The sequence below is a fragment of the Kribbella sp. NBC_00359 genome (assembly GCF_036097425.1).
In the GTDB taxonomy this organism is placed as follows: domain Bacteria; phylum Actinomycetota; class Actinomycetes; order Propionibacteriales; family Kribbellaceae; genus Kribbella.
Map to the genome: position 1 here is coordinate 4,912,152 of NZ_CP107975.1, position 25,476 is coordinate 4,937,627.

Sequence of the window (25,476 nt, forward strand, 5' to 3'; positions counted from 1 at the left end):
GCACCCACGCGCGCTCCCACAGCCACTCCTCGGTCCTGTCCGCCGCGCGCTCCCGCCCACCCGGGGGTGCGCGCTGCCGCGCTTCATCGACTGCACCGTGGTCGCGTGGTTGTGGTGGTTGTGTCGACGGGCTGGGGTGGGTGTGGTTGTCACCCACACGTGCTTTCGCGGCCGCTCCTTCCTCTCGTCCGCTGCGCGCGCTCCCGCCCACCCGGGGGTGCGCTGCCGCGCTTCATCCAACTGCACCGTGGTCGCGTGGTTGAGGCGGTTGCAGAATCCGCTCCGAGTGGAGTTGTCCAACGCGCGCTCTCGCATACCCGGGTGCGTGCTGTCGCGCTTCGTCGAGGACGCCGGCCGGCCTCGGGCACTCGTCGGGGCTTGGACCGGGTCCCGTGGGCTGTCCTGTCATTCATGTGGGTGCGTCGTGGCCCGGCTGCCGCGCGTGGTCGGGATCGGTCACTTTGTGCACCAGATCCGTATGGCGACGGCCTCGGCGTACGGATCTGGTGCACAAAGTCGATCCTGGCCGTCGTTCACGGCTCCGATCCGGCCATTCGAGGAGGTCGCGGAGGGGTGGCAGTCGTGGGGTTCAGGGGATGGCTCCCAGCGTGCTGAAGCGAGCGGCTTTGGGTTTGGCCGTTCTCAAGGGCTACGGGGCGAACTTGTTCGTAACGAACGTGTTCGTTAGGCTGGCAGCATGACGGATGAACCTAGGAGTCGGCGGGAGCGGCCGGCTAAGGCGGCGTTGACTCGGCGCGGGATTGTGGTGGCGGCTGTGGAGGTGATGCGCGCCGAAGGGCTGGATCGGGTGACGATGCGGCGGCTGGCGAAGGAGCTCGACACCGGGCCGGCGTCCCTCTACGTGTACTTCCGGAATACGGCCCAGCTGCACGGCGCCGTACTCGATGAACTGCTCGGTGCGGTGGACTTGTCGCCGGTCGAGGCCGAAGGGGACTGGCGGGAGCGGCTCGAGGCGGTGCTGGCGTCGTACACGCGGGTCCTGTTCGAGTATCCGAGTCTCGCTCAGTCCGCGGTGACCGCGCGGCCGGCGGGGGAGAACTACCTCCGGTTGGTGGAGGGCGTGCTCGCGCTGCTCGACGAAGGTGGCGTGCCGCCACAACAGGCTGCCTGGGGTCTCGACCTGCTGCTCCAGTTGGCGACGTCGACCGCTGCCGAACACGCGGGCGGCGACGACCCGGAGCAGTGGGACGCGTTGGGCGCCGCGTTGCGAGTTGTCCGACCGGAGACGCACCCGCGGATCGTCGCGCAGGGCGAGGACCTGCTCAGCGGGCCAGGGGAGGACCGCGCGTCCTGGGGCATCCGCGTCTTGATCAACGGAGTGCTCGCCACTCCACGGACGGGAGGACAACCGACATGATGCACCACGGAATCGCAATCATCGGCGCCGGCCTCGGTGGCTTGACGCTGGCGCGAGTACTGCACGTCAACGGCATCGAGGCCGCTGTCTACGAACTGGACGCCTCGCCGACCGCCCGCACCCAGGGCGGCATGCTCGACATCCACAAGGAGTCCGGTCAGGCGGCGTTGCAGGCGGCCGAGCTGTACGACGAGTTCCGGCGCATCGTCATGCCCGGTGGCGAGGCGATGCGGATCTACGGCCGGGACGCCGTACTGCGCTTTGCCGACGAGGGTGAAGGTCGTCCGGAGGTGCACCGCCGGGACCTGCGCGACTTGCTGATCGGCAGCCTGCCGGACGGCGTGATCCGCTGGGACTCGAAGGTCGTCGAGATCGTCGACCGTGAAGTGCGGCTGGCGGACGGCAGCACGTTCACGGCCGACCTGCTGGTCGGCGCGGACGGCGCGTGGTCGAAGGTCCGGCCACTCGTCTCCGACGCGACACCGGCGTACTCGGGTCTGTCTTTTGCGGAGCTGGATCTCATCGATCCCGACGTACGGCATCCGGAGAGCGCCGAGCTGATCGGCGCCGGCCTCATGTTCGCCCTCGGCGACGGCCGCGGCTTCCTGGCGCACCGCGAACCCGACCGCCTTCATGTGTACGCCGCTCTGCGCACCGAGGCCGAATGGTCCAGCGGTGACATCACCAAGGACGCTTTGCTGGCCGAGTTCACGGACTGGGACGACCGCTTCCTCCGCCTGATCCGCGATGCCGACGTCGCGCCGTTCCCTCGTGCGATCCACGCCCTGCCGATCGGCCACCAGTGGAAGCGGGTCCCCGGCGTCACGCTCCTGGGCGACGCCGCACACCTCATGTCACCCTTCGCCGGTGAAGGCGCCAACCTCGCGATGCAGGACGGCGCTGAACTGGCCGCGGCCCTGATCGCCCACCCCGATGACACCGAGGCGGCACTGGCGGCGTACGAGTCCGATCTCTTCCCGCGCGCCGAACAGTCCGCGGCCGAATCCGCCGCCAACCTCGACCTCTGCTTCGCCCCCGATGCCCCCACCGGCCTGCTGAACTTCTTCAGCACGATCGGGTAGGACGCACCGCAGCTGAGGAGCACTGTCATGAGACCAGTCCGCATCGGTGCCCAGTTGGCGCCGCAGCGCGCCGAGTACGCCGCGATCCGCCGGGCCGCCGCCGAGGTCGAGGATCTGGGCGCGGACATCCTCTTCACCTGGGACCACTTCTTCCCGCTCGGCAAGGTGGCCGAGGGCAAGCACTTCGAGGGCTGGACGACTCTCGCCGCGTGGGCCGAGCAGACCTCCCGGATCGGCCTCGGCGTCCTGGTCAGCTGCAACAGTTACCGCAACCCGGACCTGCTGGCGGACATGGCCAGGACCGTCGACCACATCAGCGGTGGGCGGGTCGTGTTCGGGATCGGCGCCGGCTTCAAGGAACGCGAGTTCCTCGAGTACGGGTACGAGTTCCCGTCGCCCGGCCGCCGGGTGGCCGAACTCGCCGACGCCCTGCCGCGGATCGAGAAGCGCCTCGCCGCGCTGAACCCGCCGCCGATCGGCCCGATGCCGATCCTGATCGCCGGCGGTGGCGAGCAGAAGATGCTCCGCGTCGTCGCTCGGCACGCCGACATCTGGAACACCTTCGCCGAGGGCGAGGACCTGGTGCGGAAGCTCGGCCTGCTCGATCGGTACTGCGCCGAGATCGGCCGCGACCCGTCGACGATCGAACGCTCCGTCCACGTCGGAGGCGATCCCTGGCAGAACGGTCCGGCCCTTCGCGAGCTCGGTGTCAGCCTGTTCACGGTCTCCACCAGCGGCCCCGACTACGACCTCCACACCATCCGCCGCTGGATCGCCTGGCGCGACGAACAGAACGCCTGACCCTGCAAAGGATTCCTTGACACGTGCGGGCGGCGGTTAGGGCAGTTGTGGGCCGCGTGGGGCCGGCGGGAGTTAGGCCGCCGGCTGGTGCACGCGTGGGGTCGATTACCTGCGGCCGGCGGTGGGGTGGACGGGGCCGGTGTACTTCTCGCCCGGGCCGGCGCCTGGCTCGTCGGGGATGGTGGAGGACTCTTTGAAGGCCAGTTGCAGGGAGCGGAGGCCGTCGCGGAGGGGGGCTGCGTGGTGGTGGCCGAGGGAGGGGGCGGAGGCGTCGAGGAGGCCGGCGAGGGCGTCGATCAGGGAGCGGGCCTCGTCGAGGTCCTGGTGGTCGGGGAGGTCTTCGGCCAGGCCGAGGTGGACGGCGGCGGCGCTCATCAGGTGGAGGGCGGCGGTCGAGATGATCTCCACGCTGGGTACGTCGGCGATGTCGCGCGACACTGTGGACAGCGGGTCCGGGCGGCTGTCGTCCGCGGCCGCCGGCTGAGCGTCGTCCGGCTGCGAAGTGGCACCTGAGTCGGTCATGCTGCTACTCTTACATGGCGACCGACCCGGTCCGTTGGTGACCCCTGAGCGGAATACTCGAGGGCCTCCGATGGTTCGAGTCTAAGCGGAGGGCCACCTCCCACCCAGTCGATGCAGAGTCGGCGGGTCCCGGTCACGCTGAGAGGTTCTGGAGGATATCCGGAGAATCACAGCGGTCGTACGGCGTACCACCCGGAGGGGTTGGGACGTCGTCGATCTGGGAATTGGGCCTTCGTGTGATCGCACGGAGGCCTTCGTGTTTTCCAGGGGCTTCGGTGATCACGAGGTGGCACCAGTACGAGCACAACCCAGGAGGACCCATCACCATTGAACTGCGCGTCAACGAGCGCATCCGCGTTCCCGAGGTGCGACTGGTCGGACCGAACGGTGAGCAGGTAGGCATCGTCCGGATCGAGGACGCACTTCGGCTGGCACAGGAGGCCGATCTCGACCTCGTCGAGGTCGCGGCAACCGCCCGGCCTCCCGTCTGCAAGCTGATGGATTTCGGCAAGTACAAGTACGAGACCGCGCAGAAGGCGCGCGAGTCCCGCCGGAACCAGACCAACACGGTCATCAAAGAGATGAAGCTGCGGCCGAAGATCGACCCGCACGACTACGAGACCAAGAAGGGTCACGTCGTCCGGTTCCTGCGTGCCGGTGACAAGGTCAAGATCACCATCATGTTCCGCGGACGTGAGCAGTCCCGCCCGGAGCTCGGCTTCCGGCTGCTGCAGCGGCTGGCCGAGGACGTGAGCGAGCTCGGCTTCGTCGAGTCCTCGCCGCGGCAGGACGGCAGGAACATGATCATGGTGCTCGGACCGCACAAGAAGAAGTCCGAGGCGCGCGTGGACGTGGAGGCCGAGAAGGCGAAGAAGCAGGCCGAGCGTGAGGCTGAGCACGAGGCGGAGCGCGCCGAGCGCGCCGAGCAGGTTCAGGCGCACGAGGCCGAGCGAGCCGCCGGCTCCACGAAGAAGCCGAAGGGTCCGGCAGACAACCTCGACCCGGAGTGACGTGATTGCTCCGGCCGGCCGCGAGGACAGCCGGAGCACCGCACCGAGTTCGAGTCAACGAAAGAACAACAGGAGTACATAGCCATGCCGAAGATGAAGACCCACTCGGGGATGAAGAAGCGCGTCCGGATCACGGGCACGGGCAAGGTCCGCCGCGAGCAGACCGGCATCCGCCACCTCGCCGAGGCGAAGTCGTCCAAGCGCAAGCGTCGCCTGAGCGGCACCGTCGAGGTCGCGCCGTCGTACGCGAAGAAGGCCAAGAAGCTTCTCGGCATCTGAGCACCGCCCTCAACCCCCCGAACATCCCCGCCGAGTGGGCCCAGTCCGGCTCCGGCGCAGAAATACAAGGAGTAACACCTCATGGCACGCGTGAAGCGGGCAGTCAACGCCCACAAGAAGCGCCGGGTCGTCCTGGAGCAGGCCAGCGGCTACCGCGGCCAGCGCTCGCGTCTGTACCGCAAGGCCAAGGAGCAGGTCACCCACTCGCTCGTCTACGCCTACCGGGACCGCAAGGCGCGCAAGGGCGACTTCCGCAAGCTGTGGATCCAGCGGATCAACGCCGCGGTCCGCGCCGAGGACCTGACCTACAACCGGTTCATCCAGGGTCTGCGGCTGGCCGAGGTCGAGGTCGACCGGAAGATCCTCGCCGACCTGGCCGTCAACGACCCGGCCGCGTTCTCCGCGCTGGTGCAGGTGGCCAAGGCCGCCCTCCCGGCCGACGTGAACGCGCCGAAGTCCGACGCCGCGGCCTGAGCAACACCCCAGACAGCACTGCAGTGGCGAGCCCTGGTCTGCTGACCGCACAGTCCGTGCGGATCAAGCAGGCCCGGCGGCTCGCCACTCGTGCGTTCCGGCGCAAGACCGGCCGCTTCCTGGTCGAGGGACCGCAGGCGGTCCGCGAAGCCCTCGAGCACCGCGAACTCGTCCTCGAGGTGTACGCCGAACCCGCCGTCGCCACCCGTCACCGTGATCTCCGCGACCTGGCCGAGGCCGCCGGTGTGCCCTGGTTCGAGGTCAACCGCGCCGCCGTCGAGGCCCTCAGCGAGACCGTCACCTCACAAGGCGTGGTCGCCGTCTGCTCCCTCGTCGACACACCGTTGGACCAGGCGGTCCGACGTACCGCCAAGCTGGTGGCCGTCGGCGTGCAGGTCCGGGATCCCGGCAACGTCGGCACCTTGATCCGTACGGCGGATGCCGCCGGAGCGGATGCGGTCGTCCTGTCGTCGGAGTCCGTGGACCCGCACAACCCCAAGGCGGTCCGGGCCAGTGTGGGCAGCATCTTCCACGTGCCGATCGCCGTCGACGTGGACATCGCCGCGGCCGCCAAGTCCTGGCGGGATCAGGGACTGCAGGTCCTCGCCGCCGACGGGTACGGCTCCTCCGACCTGGACAGCTGCATCGAGGACGGCACCCTGACCCGGCCGACCGTCTGGCTGTTCGGCAACGAGGCCCACGGTCTCCCCGACGGCTTCGACGCCATCGTCGACCGCTCGGTGAAAGTCCCGATCTACGGCCGCGCCGAGTCCCTCAACCTCGCCACCGCCGCCGCGATCTGCCTCTACGCGTCCGCCCGGGCCCAGCGCCGTACCAGTTGACGCCGACGCGGCGGCCGTGTCAGCGTTGGCGCAGCGCGCGCCAGGGCGCCTCCTCTCCGCGGCAAGCACCGAGTGCACCTGGATCGAACAGCAGGACTCTTGACGGCCGGTGAACCCTTCGGGACGGCCTGATTCAGCGGAGCGGGCTGCCCTGGAAGGATCGTCGATGTCGACCACACCGCTGCCCGCCAAAGCCAGCCTCAGTCAGCTGCGCACGCAGGCGAAGGACCTCCGCAAGGCCGTGACCAAGGGACGTCCGGACGCGATCGAGCGGGTCCGCGCCCAGCACCCCAACTACACAGACGGTTTCACCCTGCGGGACGCGCAGCTGACCATCGCCCGTGAGTACGGGCTGGCCAGCTGGCCCGAGCTGATGGCGAAGGTGGCCACCGAGCTGGTCGAGGGCCGCGAACTGCACCGCTACTTCGGTGTCGAGCTCAACAACGAAACCTGGGACCTGCTCGAGCAGATCGACGAGACAAGTCCGCTCCTCGACCAGGAGCGCGTCCTGTACGGCGCGTACGCCGCCTGCCTGCACTGGCTCGAAGCCGGCAACGAAGCGAACCATGCCCGTGGCGAGCACCTGATCGCCCGGGTCGCACTGCGGATCGGCCGCGTCGAGCTCGGCCTTGACCACGCGCGGCGTTGTCTGCAGCTCATCCAGAACCACCCGGACCAGATGGCCGACTGGGACGAACCGTTCGCCCGCGAGGCGCTCGCCCGCGCGCTCGCCGCGACCGGCTCGCCCGACCAGGCGCGAGCCGAACTCCGCCGGGCGGAGGAACTCACGGCGCTCGTCGCGGATCCCAGAGACCGCGAGGTGCTACTGACCGAGCTCGGCAAGGAGCCGTGGTTCGGCCTCACTTCTTGAGGCGAGCCTCGAGCCCGTCGAGCAGAGCGTCGAGTCCGAAGGCGAAGGACTCGGTGAACAGCGCGTTCACATCCCGGTCGGCGCGTCGCCGGACCGACTCCTGCATGCCGGGGAGGTCGGTGGTGAGGGCTTCGGCCTGCTGCAGAAGGTCCCCGCTCATCTGCTCCAAGGACTGGCCGGCCCTCCGTGCCATCTCGCGGGTCGCGACCTCGGAGCTCGCGGTGCCGAGGACGTAGGACATCACGCTGCCCATCGCGTAATCGACGTCCGGGCCGGAGAAGCCGGCCGCGCCGAACAGCACCAGGCCGCGCGAACCGAGCGTCATGGCGTTCGGCCCGATGCTGGGCCGGACGTACATGATCTCTGGAAGCCACGGATGGCGGAGCACGGTGGCGCGCAGGCTGTGGCCGAACAGCAGCGCACCGCTCCGCCAGCCGGCCAGCTCGGGACCCGGTACGTCGACCTCGCTCCAGATCTCGTCGATGAGCAGGTCGATCAAGTCGTCCTTGGTCGGCACGTGCCAGTAGAGGCTGGTTGCGCCCGCGCCGAGCTTGGCGGCCAGCTTCCGGATGCTGAGCCCAGCGAGGCCCTCCGCGTCCAGGGTGGCCATCGCCGTCTGCACGATCTGCTCCCGGCTGAGCGTCTCGCGGGCCGGGGTGGCAGCCCGCTGCCGGGTCCAGATCGATTCCTTCATGAACCCATCCTAGCCAATCCACTGGAACACTGTGCGAGTTCGTCGTACAGTGTGCGAGTGACTAGTACACCGTTCGAGTCCTCCTCCGTGTCTGATTCTTCGGCGACCGGCCATCCGCGACGCTGGTGGATCCTGTTGATCTTGTGCCTGAGCTTGATGGTGCTGGTCGTCGACAACACCGTGCTCAACCTGGCGATCCCGTCGCTGATGCGCGACCTGGACGCGACGCCCGCGGACATCCAGTGGGTGATCGACGCCTACATCCTGGCGTTCGCCGGGCTGTTGCTGACCGCGGGCAGCCTGTCCGACCGGTTCGGTCGCCGGAAGATGCTGCTCCTCGGGCTGGTGATCTTCGGGGTGGCCTCGCTGCTGGCGACGCTGGCCCAGAACCCGGGGCAGTTGATCGCCTGCCGCGGGCTGATGGGTGTCGGCGGCTCGCTGCTGATGCCGAGCACGCTGTCGCTGCTGTTCACGGTGTTCCCGCCGGAGGAGCAGCGCAAGGCGATGGCCGGCTGGTCGATGGTCGCGATGGTCGGCGTGGTCGCCGGCCCGACCGTGGGCGGCGTACTGCTGAACCACTTCTGGTGGGGCTCGATCTTCTGGCTGAACGTGCCGATCGCCGTACTCGCGATCATCGGCACGCTGGCCCTGATCCCCGAGTCGAAGGGGCCGGCGCGCGACGTCGACCCGGCCGGCGCGGTGCTGTCGATCATCGGTATGGCCGCGGTTGTGTGGGCGATCATCTCGATCCCGGCCGACGGGTTCGGGTCCGCCAAGGTGCTCGGCGGCCTGGTCGTCGGGGTGGCGGCGCTGACCGGGTTCGCGCTGTGGGAGAAGCGGAGTGAGCACCCGATGGTGCCGCTCGCACTGTTCCGGGATCGGAACTTCAGTGGCACGAGCTTCTCGATCGTGTTGCTGTCGTTCACCGCCGGCGGGCTGTTGCTGGCGCTGACGCAGTACCTGCAGTTCGTGCTCGGGTACACGCCGCTGAAGGCCGGCCTGGCGTTGATCCCGTACGCCGTGGCCGCGACGGTGTTCAACGCTCTCGGGGCGACACTCGGCAAGAAGATGGCGGATCGCACGCTGATCGTGCTCGGGCTGGTGATCATCGCCGGCAGCTTCGGCATCCTGACCCAGGTCTCCGACTCGACCGGGTACGGCCTGCTGATCATCGGTTTGATGGTGATGGGCGTCGGCGGCGGTCTGGCCGGACCCGCGGCGTACACGCTGCTCATGCAGGCGGTTCCGCCGGACCACCGCGGTGTCGGATCGGCGATGAACGACACCGTCCAGCAGACCGGTGCCGCGCTGTCGGTCGCCGTACTGGGCAGTGTGCTGGCCGCGGCGTACTCCTCGTCGCTGCCGGACTCGGTTCCCGAACCGGCGCGCAAGTCGATCGCGGACACGCTCGCCCTCGGCCCGGACTTCGTCGCCGCCGCCCGGACCGCCTTCACCGACGCCATGTCGATCTCGATGACCGTCGGCTTGATCGGCGCGCTGGCCGGTGCGTTGGTCGCTCTGCTGGTCCTGCCGCGCCGGCAGGCGGAGCCCTCGGCCGCCGAACCCGCACTGGCCGAAGCGAACACCACTCAGGACAACTGACGGCTGCACTTCTCCCGCGTGCTCCCGGTGCCGACGGCGCCGGGAGCACACGGCTGTGGACAGGCGATTCACGCTCAGGGGCGAGAGGTTCCTAGACTGCAATCCGCAGAAGTTCCGAAACCGAGAGCGAGCCATGTCCGGTCCCAACACTGATTACGACCCGGTCGAAGTGACGCCGCTGCATGCCGAAGAGGTGGAGCGGACCCGCGACGAGGCGCTGAAGGCGTTTACCGAGGCGGCCGACCTGGCCGCCCTGCAGGAGGCGAAGGGCGCGCATCTCGGCGAGAAGTCGCCGATCGCGCTGGCCAACCGGGAGATCGGCGCGCTGCCGCCGCAGGGCCGCAAGGAGGCCGGTCAGCGGATCGGCGCGGCCCGGAAGGCGATCATCGAGGCCTTCGCGGCCCGGCTCGCGGTCCTGGAGGCCGAGCACGAGGAGCGGATGCTGGCCACCGAGCGCGTCGACGTCACGCTGCCGTGGCACACCCCCGAGCTCGGCGCGCGGCACCCGCTCTCGCTGATCTCCGAGCAGGTCGCGGACGTGTTCACCGCGCTCGGCTGGGACGTCGCCGAAGGTCCCGAGGTCGAGGCCGAGTGGCTGAACTTCGACGCCCTGAACTTCCAGCCCGACCACCCGGCCCGGCAGATGCAGGACACCTTCTTCGTCGAGCCGGCCGGCTCGGGCAAGGTGCTGCGGACCCACACGTCGCCGGTGCAGGCCCGGTCGATGCTCACCCGCAAGCCGCCGATCTACGTGATCTGCCCGGGTCGCGTGTTCCGCACCGACGAGCTGGACGCGACCCACACGCCGGTCTTCTACCAGGTCGAGGGCCTCGTGGTGGACGAAGGCATCACGCTCGCGCACCTGAAGGGCACGCTCGACCACTTCGTCGTCTCGATGTTCGGCGAGGGCCTCGAGGCGCGCCTGCGGCCGAACTTCTTCCCCTTCACCGAGCCGTCGGCCGAGGTGGACCTGAAGTGCTTCGTCTGCCGCGGAGCCTCCGTCGGCAACCCGGACCGCCCGTGCCGCACCTGTGGCAGCGAGGGCTGGATCGAGTGGGGCGGCTGCGGCGTCGTGAACCCGCGCGTCCTGCAGGCCTGCGGCATCGACACCGATCGGTACTCCGGCTTCGCGTTCGGGATGGGCCTGGAGCGGACGCTGATGTTCCGCAACGGCGTCGAGGACATGCGGGACATGGTCGAGGGTGATGTGCGGTTCAGCCGCCAGTTCGGGATGGAGATCTGATGCGGGTCCCACTGTCATGGCTTCGTGAGTACGTCGACCTCCCGGCCGGGGTCACGGGTCGCGGCGTCGCGGAGAAGCTGATCCGGGCCGGCCTCGAGGTGGAGACCGTCGAGGAGTCCGACCTGACCGGGCCGCTCGTGGTCGGCAAGGTCCTCACGTACGAGGACGAGCCGCAGAAGAACGGCAAGACCATCCGCTGGTGCTCGCTCGACATCGGCAAGGACGAGCCGCAGTGGGTGGTCTGCGGTGCGAACAACTTCGAGGTCGGTGACCTCGTGGTCGTCGTACTCCCGGGCGCTGTGCTGCCGGGTGGGTTCGCGATCTCGGCGCGGAAGACGTACGGGCATGTCTCCAGCGGCATGATCTGCTCGAGCTCGGAGCTGGGCCTGGGTGACGACGGTACGCACGGCATCGTCGTACTCGAGCCGGGTGAGGCCGAGCCGGGTGACGACGCGATCGAGCTGCTCGCGCTGCGCGACGACGTGCTCGACATCGCGGTCACCCCGGACCGCGGCTACTGCCTGTCCATCCGTGGTGTGGCCCGCGAGGCGGCGACGGCGTACGGCGTTCCGCTGAAGGATCCGGCCGACCTGGCGCTCGACGGCTCTGGTTCGGGCGGTTATCCGGTGCGGGTCGACGACGCCGAGGGGTGCAGCGTCTTCGTCACCCGGACGGTGACCGGCATCGACGCGAAGGCGCTGTCGCCGCGGTGGCTGCAGAAGCGGCTGCTGGCGGCCGGGATGCGCCCGATCTCGATCGGCGTCGACATCACCAACTACGTGATGCTCGAGCTCGGCCAGCCGATTCACGGCTACGACAAGGACCGGCTGTCCGGCGAGATCGTGGTCCGGCGGGCCCACGCCGGCGAGAAGCTGATGACGCTGGACGACCAGACGCGTGAGCTGGACGCCGAGGACCTGCTGATCACCGACGACTCCGGCCCGATCGGCATCGCCGGTGTGATGGGTGGCGCGTCGACCGAGATCTCCGACCGAACCACCGACGTGGTGATCGAGGCCGCGCACTTCGACCCGATCGTGATCGCCCGCGCGTCGCGGCGGCACAAGTTGTCGTCGGAGGCGTCGCGGCGGTTCGAGCGCGAGGTCGACCCGCTGCTGCCGCGGTACGCCGCCCAGCGTGTCGCCGACCTCCTCGCCGACCTGGCCGGTGGCACCATCCAGCCGGACGAAACCGTCGTCGACACCCACACGCTGCCCGAGCCGGTGACGATCCGCGCTGACCACCCCGCCCGCGTCGCCGGCGCTCAGATCAGCATCGCCGAGACGGTCCGGCACCTGCAGTCGGTCGGCTGCACCGTCGAGCCGGCAGTCGCCGGCGCGGTGCCGGCGCCGCTCGCGGCGGGCGTGAACGCCCCGGCGCTGGTCCTGCCGGCCCGCCCTGCGGTCGGTCCGGATGGGGAACAAGAGGGGACGGGAGGCGCACCGGGCAACAATGCGTTGCTCGCCGGGCTGGCCGGCGACGATCTGCTGACGGTGACTCCGCCTTCGTGGCGGCCCGACTTGCGGGATCCCAATGACTTCGCCGAAGAGGTCATTCGGCTGTTTGGGTTCGACAACGTGCCGTCGATTCTGCCGCCCGCGCCGGGTGGGCAGGGGCTGACGGTGTCGCAGCGACGGCGCCGCCGGATCGCGACCGCGCTCGTCGGCGCGGGCCTGACCGAGGTCGTGTCGTACCCGTTCGCCGGAGACGCCGACTTCGACGCCATGGGCCTGCCCGCCGGCGACTCCCGCCGTACTACGGTCAAGCTGGTCAACCCGTTGTCCGACGAAGAGCCGTCGATGCAGACCACGCTGCTCGCGACCCTGCTCCGGACCGCCGAGCGCAACGTCGGCCGCGGCGCCACCGACCTGGCGATCTTCCAGACCGGCCTGGTCTTCCTGCCGAAGCCGGACGCGAAACCCGCACCACTGCCGTCCGTAGCGCACCGCCCGAGCGACGCCGAGGTCCAGTCCCTGTACGACGCTCTGCCCGAGCAGCCGCTGCACGTCGGAGTGGTGCTGACCGGATCACTCACGCCGACCGGTTGGTGGGGCAAGGGCCGCCCGGCCGGTTGGGCGGATGCCGTCCAGCTCGCCCGGATGATCGCGTCGGTGGTCGGCGTCGAGCCGGCCGTGAAGAACGTGGAGCTCGCGCCGTGGCATCCGGGCCGGTGCGCGGAGTTCTCCGTCGACGGCAAGGTCGTCGGTCACGCCGGTGAGCTGCATCCGAAGGTCTGCCAGGCATTCGGTCTGCCGGCGCGGTCGGGTGCGGTCGAGCTCGACCTGGACGCGTTGATCGCGGCCGGTCCGGAGTCGATCACGGCGACGCCGTTCTCGTCGTACCCGGTGGCCAAGGAGGACGTGGCGTTGATCGTCCCGGCCGAGGTGGCCGCGGCGGACGTGGAGGCGGCGCTGGTCGAGGGTGCGGGGGAGTTGCTGGAGTCGATCCGGCTCTTCGACCTGTACACCGGTGAGCAGATCGGTGCGGGGAAGAAGTCGCTGGCGTTCGCGCTGCGGTTCCGGGCGCCGGACCGCACGCTGAAGGAGAACGAGGTCGCCGACGTCCGGCAGGCCGCGGTCCAGGTCGCCGTCGACCGCTTCGGCGCCGTCCAACGGGTCGGATGACGCCATGAGCGGCAGTCATCCGCGGGTCGCCGTGGCCGCGCCGAACGAGGCGGCGGCCGAGGCCGGCGTGCGGGTGGCCGCCGAGGGCGGGAACGCGGTGGACGCGGCGATCGCGGCCACGTTGGTGACGATGGTGAACGAGATCGGTGTGGTCTCGCCGGCCTCGGGCGGCTTCGTCACCCTGCAGGTGGCCGGCGGCGACGCGGTCACCATCGACGGCTGGGTGGAGATGCCGGGCCGCGGCGTGTCCACCGACCGGTTCGGCCGTGGCGTCTGGGACATCACCACCGACTACGGCGGCGGTACGACGACCACCGTCGGCCACGGATCCGTCGCGACCCCCGGCGGGATGAAGGCGCTCGACCTGGCCCACCAGCGATCCGGGAAGGCGCCCTGGCGTGAGGTGGTGCAGCCCGCGATCGACGTCGCCCGGAACGGGTTCGCGCTGAGCCGGACCTCGGGCTACTACCTGGGCTTCACCCACGAGATCATCTTCGGCTGGCACCAGCCGAGCCATCAGGTCGTGCACGAAGAAGACGGTTCGGTGATCAAGGCCGGCACCAACGTCGTGATCCCCGAGCTCGCCGAGGCGCTCGAACTGATCGCCCGCGACGGCGCCGAGACCATGTACACCGGCGAGCTCGCCCAGCTGCTCATCCACGACATGGCCGCGAACGACGGCATCCTCACCGCGGAAGACCTTGCGGCGTACGAGGCCGTCGTACGGCCGGCGCTGATGGTCCGGCAGAACGGCTGGCGCCTGGCGACGAACCCGCCGCCGGCCGTTGGTGGTGTCGCGGTCGCCGCGATGCTCGCGCTGCTCGACGGCGTACCGGCCGACGGCAGCTGGCGGCAGTCCGAGCTCGAACGGCTCGTCGAGGTGCAGCACGCCGTACTCGGGCGGCGGCTGGCCGAGCTGGACGAGGAGGACAGGCGGCAGCTCGAGGCCAACAAGCTGCTGGACCTCGCTGCGGCCGGTGATCTCCGGGCGCTGTCCTCACCCAGTACGGCGACTGTCTCGGTGGTCGACGACGAGGGCGACGCGTGCGCGATCACCGTGTCGTCCGGCTACGGCTCCGGCGTACTCACGCCAGGCACCGGCATCTGGCTCAACAACGCCCTCGGCGAGCAAGAGCTGCTGCACGGCGGTCCGCACAGCCTCGCGCCCGGCACACGGCTCACCTCGAACATGGCCCCCAGCGTCGCGCGCCGGGACAGCGATGGCGCGGTGCTCGCGATCAGCTCGCCAGGCTCCGACCGGATCCCGACCGCGCTGGCCCAGGTCTACGCGCTCTACACGCACGGTGGGCTGCCGCTACGCGAGGCGGTCGACCATCCGCGGCTGCACGTCCGCGTCCGTGAAGACGTGGTCGTCGACTATGAAGACGACCTGCCCGTGTCCGGCTCGACCGCGCTGCCGACCCGGCCGATGCCGCCGCACTCGATGTACTTCGGCGGCGTCGCGGCCGCGTTCTGGGATCCGGCCGACGGCCTGCTCGCGGTCGGCGACCCCCGCCGTACCGGAGCGGTCGCGATCTCGCCGGCCCAGTAAGGTCAACCCTCTGACAACTGAGCTGGAAGGCAGCCGATGCGGGACACCGAGGACCCCGAGCTCTCCGTCGTCGTACCGATGTACGACGAGGAGGACGTGCTGCCGATCTTCTTCGACCGCATGCATCCGCTGCTCGACAGCCTCGGCATCAGCTACGAGGTGCTCGTCGTCGACGACGGCAGCCGGGACAAGACGGCCGCACTGCTGCTCGAGGCCGCGGAGGACTGGGCCCAGCTCCGCGTCGTCCGCCTGCTCCGCAACAGCGGTCACCAGGCCGCCCAGTCGGCCGGCTTCCGCCGCGCCCGCGGCCGGTACGTCGTCACGATCGACGCCGACCTGCAGGACCCGCCGGAAGTCATCGCCGAGTTCCTGACCGCCGTGCGCGAGCAGGACGTCGACGTCGTGTACGGCGTTCGCGCGGATCGCTCGAGTGATTCCTGGGCGAAGCGGACGACGGCTCGGCTGTACTACCGCCTGATGTGCCGGCTGGTCGGCAAGGACATCCCGTTCGACGCGGCCGACTTCCGGCTGGTGTCGCGCCGGGTGGTCGACGCGGTCAACACACTCCCCGAGGACGGCCGGGTGTTCCGGCTGGTGATCCCGTGGCTCGGGTTCCCGAGCGCCGAGGTCCGGTACGTCCGTGCCGAGCGAGCCGCCGGGACGACGAAGTACAACCTGTCCAAGATGCTTCGGCTCGCGTTCGACAGTGTGACCGCGTTCTCGGCCGCGCCGCTGCGGCTGGCGACCTGGCTCGGCCTGCTCGGCGGCCTGATGTCCGCGCTGTTCGTGGTCGGCGCGCTGGTGATCAAGGTGAGCGGCCACAGCATTCCCGGTTGGACATCGACCGTGCTCGCGGTCAGCGTGATCGGCGCGATCCAGTTGCTCTGCCTCGGGCTGCTGGGTGAGTACGTGGCGCGGTTGTTCCAGTCCAGCCAGCGGCGGCCGCAGTTCCTCGTCGGATACGACAGCCTCGAAGACCAAGGGCATCAGGAACCGGTCCACGACAGATGAGGCGGTTGCTCCCGTGGCTGCTGCCGTTGCTGGTAGCGGTCCTCGGGCTCGCGTCGGTCGACGTCGGTCCCGGCCCGATCGTCAAGTACGCCGTGTACTTAGCGCTGGCGATCGCACTCCCCGGGACTCTCCTGCTCCGCGCCGCGTGGCGTAGTACCGGCAACTGGGCGGAGGACCTCGGCCTCGGGTCTGTCGTCGGAGCGACCTGGCAGCTGATCGGCTGGGCATTGTTCACCGCCCTCGGCTGGCAACGCTGGTTGATCGTCTGGCCGGCTTTGGTACTGGTCGCCTTCGCGGTGTTCGGACGGAGGTTCTGGCGGATCGCCGACCCGAAGCCGTTGCCGGTCGCGTGGACCTGGGGACTGGCCGTGTCGTCGGCGGTCGTCCTCGGCGCATCGACCGTCGGCGTGATGGCGTATCACCCGATGCCTCCGGGCGGTACGGCGTACTACCCGGACCTGCTCTATCACCTGTCGATGGTTCACGAGCTGATGCGGTCGGTGCCGCCGGAGTTGCCGCAGGTGGTGGGGGAGCGGCTGGAGTACCACTGGTTCGCGAACGCCGACATGGCCGGGGCCGTGGACATCACCCGACTGTCACCGATCGTCGTGGTCTTCCGGCTGTGGCTGCTGCCCTGGCTGGTCGTCGCCCTGCTCGTGTGCGCGACGCTGGCGCGGACCGTGAGTCGCACCTGGTGGACCGGCGTACTCGCGGCTCTCGCTCTGGCCGCGCCGCAGTTGTACTTGCTCGTCGACACGAGTGTGAACCTGGCCGCGCCGGTCAGCTTTCTCAGTCCGTCGCAGACGTTCGGGATGGTCGCCGGTGTGACGGTGGCGGTGTTCCTGATCGAGTTGCTGTTCCGCCAAGCCGGGGGCTGGTTGTGGGTGGTCGCGATCGCCGTTGCGATTGTCGGCGGTGGGTCGAAGCCCACGGTGCTGCCGCTGCTGATCGCGGGGGTCGGGCTGGCCGCGGTGTTCCTGCTGGTGACGACCCGGCGCGTGCCTGCGCGGATCGTCGTCGCTGGGACCGCGCTGGTGGCGGTGGGTGTGGGGACGATGCTGACGGTTGCCGGGAGCACCAATGGTTCCGGGGTGCAGTTCCTCGCCGTGCTGAAGTCGCTTCCCGTCTACACGGCCGCGACCGGTGATACGACGCAGCCCGGCGCGGGCGGTCTGATTGTGCCGGCGCTGGCACATGGTGCGGTGATCGGGACGCTGACGCTCCTGCTGGGGTTGCTGCTCACGCTGCAGGCGATGGCGCTGGTCGGCTTCGGGGTCGTCGGCCGGCGGGATCCGGTGGCGTGGTTCCTGCTCGGTGCGATGATCGCCGGCTGGGCGGGTTATCTGTTGATCGACCATCCGTCCGTGAGCGAGTCCTATTTCATCTACACGGCCGCGCCGTTCAGCCTGGCGGGAGCGGGCTGGTTCGCCGCGACCAGTGCCCGCGCGGCGCGCAGGCCGGTCTGGGTGGCGGTCGCGGCGTTCGGCCTCTCGGTGATCTATGCCGGTCTGTTCGTATGGGCGAAGGGCGTGCCGGCCGGTCCGCCGAGCCGTCAATTGTGGGCGAGCACGCGGCTGCTGCTCGTCGTACTCGCGTTGACGGTCGTGCTGCTGGTCGTGTGGCGGCGGTTCTTACGGCAGGCGGGTAGTGGGTTGTTCGTCGTACTGATGTTGCTGGCGATCGCGCCGATCAGCTCGTTCGTGCAGAGCGCGGTGCATGGGGACACCGAGAAATCGCCGACGTATCGGGCGCCGCGGTGGGTGGTGTATCCGGATGAGGCCTCGGCGGCGTTGTGGCTGGGTTCGCACTCGGCGCCGACCGATGTGGTCGCCACGAACACGTGGTGCCGGCCGGCCGGAGCGCAGACGCCGGGGTGTGACGCGCGCGGGTACCTCGTCAGCGGGATGGCGGGCCGGCGGACGGTGATGGAGGGCTGGGCGTACACGAACCAGGCGATGGCCGCGCAGGGCGTCGGCGGCCGCCGCTACACCGAGCAGCCGTCGCCGTGGCCCGAGCGGGTCGCGCTCACCAATCAGACCCTCGCCGCGCCGACCGCGGACGTGCTGCGGCGGCTGCGGGACGAGTACGGCGTTCGCTGGGTGTACGCCGACGCCCGCGACGGGACCGTGTCACCCGCACTCGACCGGCTGGCCGTGCTGCGACACAGCGTCGGCAAGATCCGGATCTACGAACTCGGAGAGTGATTGTCCCGTAACATCGGGTCCGCGTAGACCGTTACCTCTACGCAGGCCCGCCCGCCACGTGGCCGAAGCATGCGGCACGCGATTGCTCGGGAGGGCGGCACGTCATGCGGGCGACAAACCCCAGCCACCAACCGCCCCGCGCCTCCGGCGCTTCCGGCGCTCTCCACTCTTCCCGCGCTCTCAGCGCTCTCCGCGCTCTCCGACCTTCCCGCGGGTCCCGCCCTTCCCGCGCCTCCCGCCCTTCCCGCCCTTCCCGCGGGTCTCGCGGGTCTCGCGCTTCCCGTGCGCAGCGCGGGCTGTGTGCGGTGCTGGCGGTCAGCCTCGCCTTCCTCTTCACCGCCTCGCCTTTTCGGCCGCCGGAGGCGGCCGCCTATCAGGTGCCTTCGGCACCGTTCGTGCAGGGTGAGAGTGCGACCGCCGTGATGCCGGGGTCGGGGTTGAAGCAGACGATCACCGTCAGCGGCCAGACCGAGTTGCTCGACGCGACGACCGCGGGAGTCCGGGGAAGCGGGCTGACGACTTACCAGCCGGCGATCGCGGGGACGACGCCGGCGGAAGATCTCGTTGTGAACACCGGGACCTGCGCGTCCACCGGCAGTTTGGGGATCGCGGCACCGTGACGATTGCGTTCAGCCAGCCCGTGCGCAACCCGGTCCTCCACCTCGCCGGGATCGGCGGCGCAGTCACGCAGACCGTCAGCGGCAAGCCGACCGCCCAGTCCGAGCTGCACTCGGTCCTCAAACTCACCACTCCCGGCCTCAGCCTGACGAAGGTCGGCCAGGGCAACAACCTCGCCGTCACCAGCGACACGATCACCGCCGCCAACCACGACGCCGGCCCGAACTGCCTCAACACCAGGACCGGCACCGGCCCGGACGCCTCCGCGAGCGCGGCCTGCGGCTCGATCCGCGTGAACGGCGTCGCTACCAAGATCTCCTTCGACGTCACCGCGTTCTTCACCAAGCACCCGAAGCTCCCGGCCTTCAACACCGAGTCCTCCGGCGACGCGTTCTCCATCCTCGCGTCCACAGGCGAAGACTTCGGCGACGCCCCCGCGTCGTACGGCGCTGCGTGGTCCGTCCTCAGCGACGTCAAGCTCGGCAAGGACGCCACCGAGGACAACGCGGCCATCGCCAACGCCCACAAGGGTCCGACGACACCCGACCAGGCCGACGACGGCGTCACCTTCAAGCCGCTCCGGACCACCGCGACCACCTATACCGCCGAGCTGAAGCTCACCGGCTCCTCGAAGCCCGGCCGTGCGTGTGCCTGGCTCGACCTCGACCGCGACGGCACGTTCGACCCCGCCGAACGATCCTGCGCCGGCTTCGCCGCCGGCCAGGGCGCGGTCACCCTCAACTGGACGGAGCTCAGCCCCAAAGCGGGAGCGTCGTACGCCCGGGTGCGGGTTGGCTACATCGACGCGCAGGTGGACAACCCAACCGGCCCGGCCGACGCCGGCGAGGTCGAGGACTACCCCTTCGTGATCACGCCACCGCCCCCGCCGATCCTGTTCGACGACACCGCGACGACCCCGTTCGACACCGGCACCACGGTCGATGTCCTCGGCAACGACAAGCCAGGCGATCCGGGTACGCCGCTCAAGCCCGGCACCTTGTGTCTCGTCGGCGCCAACGGCTGCGTCGTGATGGTGAACGTCGTCGGCCAGGCCAAGTACGTCGCCAAGGACGGCAAGATCGACATCGAGCCGGTGCCGGGCTTCGTCGGCCCGGGCACACCCGTCACCTACCGCGTCGCCGACGCCAACGGTACGACGGCGACCGCGAAGCTGACCCTCACAGTCGCGCTCCCGGCCCGTCCGGTCGCGACCCCCGACACGGCCACCACTCCGCAGAACGTCAGCATCTCGCTCAAACCGCTCAGCAACGACCACGCGGCCCCAGGCGTGCAGTTCGTCCCCGCCTCGGTGGTGATCCGCGACCCCGCCGACGCGACCTTCAAGAAGCAGGTGGTGATCACCGGCGAGGGCGCGTACGCCGTCAAGCCGGACGGCGGCGTGGACTTCGTACCGGCTCCACAGTTCACCGGCGTCGGTACGACGATCGGCTACCGCGTCGCCGACAGCACCAAGCAGACCGCCGAGTCGACGCTCACGGTCACAGTCACCCCGGTGAAGCCCACCGCCAACGGGGACTCGGTCTCGACCGCCTTCGGCACCGACGTCGCCGTACCGGTGCTGGACAACGACCTCCCTGGCTCACCGGACGCACCACTCGATCCCGCCAGCCTGCGTCTCGTCGACCCGGTCAGCCAGAAGCTCGTCGACAAGGTAACCATCGCGCGGCAGGGGACCTACCTGGTTGCCGACGGCAAGGTGACCTTCCAGCCGTTCCACCGCTTCCAGGGCGTCGGTACGCCGCTGATCTACCAGGTGCTGGACAAGAACGGTACGCCGGCCCGCGCCGAGCTCACGGTCTCCGTCAACGCGCCCGGTCCACCGGTCGCGAACCCGGACACGATCACGACGCTGCAGGGCGCCCCGGTGAACATCGCCGTCCTCGACAACGACAAGCCCGGCCCGACCGGCGCGGCGTTGCGGCCGGACAGCGTGCGACTGATCTCACCGAGCCGCACCGAGCCGGGGACGACCCTGGTAGTGGCCAGGCAGGGCCCGGACGGCACCGTCACCGTCGACCCGCTGCCGGGCTTCACCGGTACGGCGACCACGCTGACCTACCGGGTCACCGACGGCTTCGATCAGGCCTCCCGGTCGACCATCACGGTCACGATCACACCAGTCACGCCGGTGGCGGCCGACGACACCGCGAGGACGCCGTACGACAAGACCGTCACAGTGAAGGTGCTGGCGAACGACCAGCCCGGCGATCCGTCCGCGCCGCTGGTGCCGGGCAGTCTCCTGCTCACGGATCCGGGTGATGGGTTGCTGAAGGCAACGGTCACGGTCCCGAACGAAGGCGTCTACACGGCGGTCGGGGGAGTCGTCACCTTCGATCCCGGCGCGACCTTCCGTGGTCCCGGCACCCGGCTGACCTATCAGGTGGCCGACAGCAACGGAACGCTGACCACCGCGAAGCTGTCGATCATCGTCGGCCAGCCGCCGGTGGCCGTCGCCGACAGCGCGTCGACGCTGCAGGACGTCAGCGTGACCGTGAACGTGCTGTCCAACGACAGCCCGGGGACGGACGCTCAGCTGGACCCGATGTCGGTCGGCCTGCTGGACCCGGCCGCCCGGACTGCCGGCTACGTCAAGAAGGTGACCGTCCCGAACCAGGGCACCTATACCGTGCAGCCGAGTGGCGCGGTCGGGTTCGATCCACTCCCGGCGTTCCGCGGGCAGGCGCTCGCGATCAACTACCGCGTCGCCGACTCGAACGGGAGTTATGCCGCGTCGACCTTGAGCATGACCGTCACGCCGGTCCAGCCCGTCACCGTGGACGATTCGGCCATCACGCCGTACGACCATCCGATCACGGTCAACGTGCTCGCCAACGACAAGCCGGGCGATCCGACCGCGCCACTCGTTGGGTCGAGTCTCGTGCTCAAGGATCCGGCCGGCGGGTACCGCAAGACGATCACGCAGTCCGGTGAAGGCACGTACGCCGCGGCCGACGACGGGACGATCACGTTCACTCCCGTGAAGGACTTTCAGGGCGTGACGACACCGGCGACGTACCGGATCGCCGATGACAACGGCATCACAGCGGAAGGTCGACTGTTCCTCACCGTCGGCAAAGGGCCTGAGGCAGTGGCCGACGTCGTGACGACGAAGCAGAACGTCACCGTGACCGTGGACCCGCTCGCCAACGACGAGGCGGGGACAGGCGCCGAGCTCGACAAGACCACGGTGCAGGTCTACGGTGCGACGACCGCTCAGCAGTACGCCGCGCTCGGCTGGGCTCGGACCGCGGTGATCCCGGGCCAGGGGGTGTTCGCGGTGAACGAGTCGACCGGGAAGATCACGTTCGACCCCGAGCCGGCGTTCCGCGGCATCGTCTCGATCGCCTACCGAGTCACGGACACGAGCGGGAGCACGGCGGCCTCGACCGTTGCGGCCACAGTCGCCGGCGTCACGCCCGTGATCGCCGATGACAAGGCGACGACGCCGTACGACACCGCGGCCACGGTGAACGTGCTGGCGAACGACAAGCCGGGTGATGCGACTGCGCCACTGGTCGCCGCCGAGGTGCGCCTTAACGACCCGGCGACCGGGGACCCTGTGTTGTCTTTGGCGGTGCCGGGGGAGGGAACCTTCACGGTCCAGCCGTCCGGTGGGATCCGGTTCGTGCCGCTTGACTGCTTCGCCGGATCCACGACACCGGTTGGGTATCAGGTTGCCGACCGCAACGGCACGATCGGCTCGGCCACGCTCGCGGTCACGGTCCAGGCCCGCCCGGTCGCCGTACCGGACGCGACGCGGACCAAGCAGCACGTCGCCGTGACGCTCGACCCACTCGCGAACGACAAGCCTGGCCCCGGCGCGACCCTCGATCCGGCGTCCGTCCTGCTGGTCTGCCCTGACGGTGCTCTGGTCGACCAGGTTACGATCGTCGGCCAAGGTGAGTACGTCGTTGCCAAGGGCAAGGTGACCTTCAGCCCGGTGGCGACATTCACGGGCACCGCCCGGCCGGCGGCGTACGAGGTCAAGGACAGCAACCAGAACTCGGCCCGCGCGACGATCACAGTGACCGTAGTACCCGTGCGTCCGGTCACCGTCGACGACAGCGCGCAGACGGCCTTCGGTACGGCGGTGGTCGTGAAGGTGCTGGGCAACGACAAGCCCGGCGACTCGTCGGCGCCGCTTGTCGCGGGATCCGTCGTACTGCGGGATCCGGCGGACTCACGGGACAAGAAGGTGGTGACTGTCCCGGAGGAGGGTGCCTTCATCGTCGACGCGGACGGCGCGATCACCTTCACCCCGGCCAAGGACTTCATCGGTACGACGCGCTCCGTCGCATACCGGGTCACCGATGCCAACGGCACCTCCAACACGGCGCTCCTCGACGTGACCGTCGCCGGACCGCTGCTCGCCAAGGCCTCGCCGGACACGGCGACCGGCACTCCAGGCAACGCGGTCGCCGTGAATCCGCTGCTCAACGACAGCGGCTCGATCAACCCGAGCACGGTCTGCCTGCGCACCGGCCAGGCCACCTGCGCCAAACACGTCACCGACGCGTCCGGCACCTGGACCGTCGCCCCCGACGGCACGATCACCCTCACACCGGCGGCAGCTTTCACCGGCACCGCCAAACTCGCCTACGCCCGAACGGACACAACCGGCCAGACCGCCACCGCGCCCGTCAAGATCACGGTCGGCGCCAAACCACCAGCCCTCCGCCCGCCGAACCACACCCAACCCCCACCCCCCCGCGGCCCCCCAGCAATCCTCATCACCCTGGCCACCCTCCTCACCGCCCTAACCGCCACCCTCGCCACCCTCTCCCGCACCCGCCGCCACTGACCCTCCGAGGCGCGAGCCCGCGAACACCCCGTCGGAACCCAGAACACCCCACGACCTACCCCAGACCCCGACACCCCGCCCAAACTCCCCGCACCCGTCCGAGGTCCCCCACCCCCGCAAGCCGCCCGCCCCCGCCCGCCGCACAACGCCGCGCCCCGGCCGGCCGCGCCCCGCCGGTCCCTGGCCGCGGTACGCCGTCTCACCGCGCCCGCCGTACCGCCGTCCGTCCCTGGCCCCGGTACGCCGCCCCACCCCGACCCGGTACGCCGCCCCACCCCGACCCGGTACGTCGGCCCACCCCGACCGCTGTGCGCCGTCCGTCCCGTACGCCGCCGTCGCCCCCCGTCCCCGGCCGCGGTACGCCGTCCGACCCCGGTCGCCGTCCGACACCCGTCCCCGTACGCCGCCGTGCCTCCACCCGTCCACGGCCGCTGTACTTCCGCCCGCCCCCGCCGGGGGTACGCCGTCCGTCCCCGGTTGCCGTGCGCCATCCGTCCCCGGCCGCGTACCCCGCCGTGCCTCCACTCGTCCACGGCCGCTGTACCTCCGCCCGACCACGGCCGCCCGGCCCCCGCAAGCCGCGGTACGCCGTCTCGCCCAGGTCGCCGTACCCGCCGCCCGTCCCTGGTCGCGGTAAGCCGCCTGCTCCCGGCCGCCGTGCGCGGTCGTCGGCCCGCTCGTGCGGCGCCAGTCGGGGTGGTCGTCGGCCCGGTCGACTTTGTGCACCATTGACGTGTCGCAGGGGCGGTTCGGCGCGGACTCGGTGCACAAAGTCAGCCGGGCGACCCGAGGACCGCCGGAGGGCGGTCCTCGGCCGCGGCATGTCGCCTGTCCACAGCCGCCGTGCGCCCTCGTCGCCCCGACCCGCGCAGCGCCGGTCGGTGGTGATCGGCGTCCCGGCCGACTTTGTGCACCGTAGACGCGTCGTTGCGGCGGCTCGGTGCGGACTCGGTGCACAAAGTCAGACGGGCGACGTGAGGAGGGCTGGCGGGCCGTCGTCGGCCGCAGCATGTCACCCGTCCACGGCTGAGGTACGTCGCCTGTCCACGGCTGCGGTATGTCGCCGTACGCCGTCCGCCCTGCCCTGCCGCACACCGCCGACCGGCCCCGTCCGGGAACGCCGCCTCTCCACGGCCGCCGTGCGCCGTCGTCGCCCCGACCCGCGCAGCGCCGGTCGGTGGTGGTCGGCGTCCCGGCCGACTATGTGCACCGTAGACGCGTCGTGGCGGCGGCTCGGTGCGGACTTGGTGCACAAAGTTAGGCGGGCCGGCGACGACGGGGGACAGGAGATCCCACGGGCGGCGGGGGTGTGGGTTGGGCTACAGGTCCAGGACGAGCATGATTTCGTCGCGGTAGTCGTGCTTGGCGACGCGGACGGCGCGTGGGTGGCGGCCGACGACGCGGTAGCCGAGGGGCTCGTAGAACTGCTCGAGGCCGAGGCCGTCGCGGATGGTCAGCTGGAGTTGTTCGAGGCCGAGGTCCACGGCCGAGCCGCGTAGGCCTTCCATCAGCACGCGGCCGGCGCCGTTGCCCTGGTGCTGCGGATGGACCATCACCCGCAGCACCGTGCGCCAATGCGCCTGTAGCGCGCTGCCGCGATCCACCAGCAGGCCCATCCCGGCGTACCGCTCGCCCGTATGCAGCACGCCGAGCAGATCCAGACCGGCCGCGACCCGACCAAGCGCCTCGTCGAGCGTCTCCGCGACCAGTTCGACCGGGGCGGGTGGTGTGAACCCGACCGCGCCGCCGGCATCGGTGGCCGCGATCCAGGTGTCCAGCAGATCCGCCCGCAAGCCCGGATCCAGCGCGTCGTCCGGTTCCACCACCAGGTACTTCACGGCACCTCC

General features: G+C 70.0%; 19 protein-coding genes. 16 read left to right on the forward strand and 3 right to left on the reverse strand.

What is annotated here, in order from left to right; all coding sequences use genetic code 11:
• The first annotated feature begins 697 nt into the window (after positions 1 to 697).
• The 3 genes from OG876_RS24200 to OG876_RS24210 are packed head-to-tail and all read left to right on the forward strand — an operon-like array spanning position 698 to position 3,261.
• Positions 698 to 1,378: a TetR/AcrR family transcriptional regulator gene (locus OG876_RS24200; protein ID WP_328518905.1), complete on the forward strand. Its 681-nt coding sequence runs from the start codon at positions 698 to 700 to the stop codon at positions 1,376 to 1,378.
• Entirely contained in the window at positions 1,375 to 2,460 is a 1,086-nt protein-coding gene (locus OG876_RS24205; protein WP_328518906.1) for an FAD-dependent oxidoreductase, read from the forward strand. The genes OG876_RS24200 and OG876_RS24205 overlap by 4 nt, the downstream gene beginning before the upstream one ends.
• A 27-nt stretch (positions 2,461 to 2,487) precedes the next feature.
• Positions 2,488 to 3,261 carry an LLM class F420-dependent oxidoreductase gene (locus OG876_RS24210; protein ID WP_328518907.1) on the forward strand — a complete coding sequence of 258 codons (774 nt, stop codon included), beginning with the start codon at positions 2,488 to 2,490 and terminating at the stop codon, positions 3,259 to 3,261.
• 105 nt (positions 3,262 to 3,366) lie between these two features.
• On the opposite strand, the gene OG876_RS24215 is transcribed toward OG876_RS24210, so the two are convergent.
• The gene (locus OG876_RS24215; protein WP_328518908.1) at positions 3,367 to 3,783 is read right to left on the reverse strand and encodes a DUF1844 domain-containing protein; all 417 of its coding nucleotides are present in this window, start codon (positions 3,781 to 3,783) and stop codon (positions 3,367 to 3,369) included.
• Between the two features lie 275 nt (positions 3,784 to 4,058).
• Between OG876_RS24215 and infC the strand changes: the two genes are divergently transcribed.
• The 5 genes from infC to OG876_RS24240 all read left to right on the forward strand — a co-directional run bounded on the left by infC (position 4,059) and on the right by OG876_RS24240 (position 7,259).
• Positions 4,059 to 4,793, forward strand: a complete 735-nt coding sequence (gene infC / locus OG876_RS24220; protein ID WP_328518909.1) for a translation initiation factor IF-3 — start codon at positions 4,059 to 4,061, stop codon at positions 4,791 to 4,793.
• A gap of 84 nt (positions 4,794 to 4,877) precedes the next feature.
• Positions 4,878 to 5,072: a 50S ribosomal protein L35 gene (rpmI, locus tag OG876_RS24225; protein WP_328518910.1), complete on the forward strand. Its 195-nt coding sequence runs from the start codon at positions 4,878 to 4,880 to the stop codon at positions 5,070 to 5,072.
• 81 nt (positions 5,073 to 5,153) lie between these two features.
• Positions 5,154 to 5,546, forward strand: a complete 393-nt coding sequence (gene rplT, locus OG876_RS24230) for a 50S ribosomal protein L20 (protein ID WP_131367113.1) — start codon at positions 5,154 to 5,156, stop codon at positions 5,544 to 5,546.
• Between the two features lie 23 nt (positions 5,547 to 5,569).
• Positions 5,570 to 6,388, forward strand: coding sequence for a TrmH family RNA methyltransferase (locus tag OG876_RS24235; RefSeq protein ID WP_328518911.1), 819 nt, complete (start codon positions 5,570 to 5,572; stop codon positions 6,386 to 6,388).
• A gap of 166 nt (positions 6,389 to 6,554) precedes the next feature.
• The gene (locus tag OG876_RS24240) at positions 6,555 to 7,259 is read left to right on the forward strand and encodes a hypothetical protein (RefSeq protein ID WP_328518912.1); all 705 of its coding nucleotides are present in this window, start codon (positions 6,555 to 6,557) and stop codon (positions 7,257 to 7,259) included.
• Here the strand turns inward: OG876_RS24240 and OG876_RS24245 are convergent.
• On the reverse strand, positions 7,249 to 7,953 hold the full coding sequence (locus tag OG876_RS24245) for a TetR/AcrR family transcriptional regulator C-terminal domain-containing protein (RefSeq protein ID WP_328518913.1): 705 nt from the start codon (positions 7,951 to 7,953) through the stop codon (positions 7,249 to 7,251). The two genes, OG876_RS24240 and OG876_RS24245, sit on opposite strands and share 11 nt — an antisense overlap.
• Before the next feature lie 87 nt (positions 7,954 to 8,040).
• Between OG876_RS24245 and OG876_RS24250 the strand changes: the two genes are divergently transcribed.
• From OG876_RS24250 to OG876_RS24285, 8 genes are all read left to right on the forward strand, one after another.
• Positions 8,041 to 9,555, forward strand: coding sequence for an MFS transporter (locus tag OG876_RS24250; RefSeq protein ID WP_328518914.1), 1,515 nt, complete (start codon positions 8,041 to 8,043; stop codon positions 9,553 to 9,555).
• 133 nt (positions 9,556 to 9,688) lie between these two features.
• On the forward strand, positions 9,689 to 10,798 hold the full coding sequence (gene pheS, locus OG876_RS24255) for a phenylalanine--tRNA ligase subunit alpha (RefSeq protein ID WP_328518915.1): 1,110 nt from the start codon (positions 9,689 to 9,691) through the stop codon (positions 10,796 to 10,798).
• Entirely contained in the window at positions 10,798 to 13,422 is a 2,625-nt protein-coding gene (gene pheT / locus OG876_RS24260) for a phenylalanine--tRNA ligase subunit beta (protein ID WP_328518916.1), read from the forward strand. The genes pheS and pheT overlap by 1 nt, the downstream gene beginning before the upstream one ends.
• A 4-nt stretch (positions 13,423 to 13,426) precedes the next feature.
• Entirely contained in the window at positions 13,427 to 14,974 is a 1,548-nt protein-coding gene (locus OG876_RS24265) for a gamma-glutamyltransferase (protein WP_328518917.1), read from the forward strand.
• Between the two features lie 36 nt (positions 14,975 to 15,010).
• A complete protein-coding gene (locus OG876_RS24270) occupies positions 15,011 to 15,985 on the forward strand; it encodes a glycosyltransferase family 2 protein (protein WP_328518918.1) in 975 nt (324 codons plus the stop codon).
• Positions 15,982 to 18,189 (forward strand): hypothetical protein, encoded by a 2,208-nt coding sequence (locus OG876_RS24275; RefSeq protein ID WP_328518919.1) that lies wholly within the window; start codon positions 15,982 to 15,984, stop codon positions 18,187 to 18,189. Before OG876_RS24270 ends, OG876_RS24275 begins: the two co-directional genes overlap by 4 nt.
• 305 nt (positions 18,190 to 18,494) lie before the next feature.
• Positions 18,495 to 18,809, forward strand: coding sequence for a hypothetical protein (locus OG876_RS24280; protein WP_328518920.1), 315 nt, complete (start codon positions 18,495 to 18,497; stop codon positions 18,807 to 18,809).
• The gene (locus OG876_RS24285; protein ID WP_328518921.1) at positions 18,806 to 23,629 is read left to right on the forward strand and encodes an Ig-like domain-containing protein; all 4,824 of its coding nucleotides are present in this window, start codon (positions 18,806 to 18,808) and stop codon (positions 23,627 to 23,629) included. The genes OG876_RS24280 and OG876_RS24285 overlap by 4 nt, the downstream gene beginning before the upstream one ends.
• A 1,319-nt stretch (positions 23,630 to 24,948) precedes the next feature.
• On the opposite strand, the gene OG876_RS24290 is transcribed toward OG876_RS24285, so the two are convergent.
• On the reverse strand, positions 24,949 to 25,467 hold the full coding sequence (locus OG876_RS24290; protein ID WP_328518922.1) for a GNAT family N-acetyltransferase: 519 nt from the start codon (positions 25,465 to 25,467) through the stop codon (positions 24,949 to 24,951).
• Positions 25,468 to 25,476: the final 9 nt, after the last annotated feature.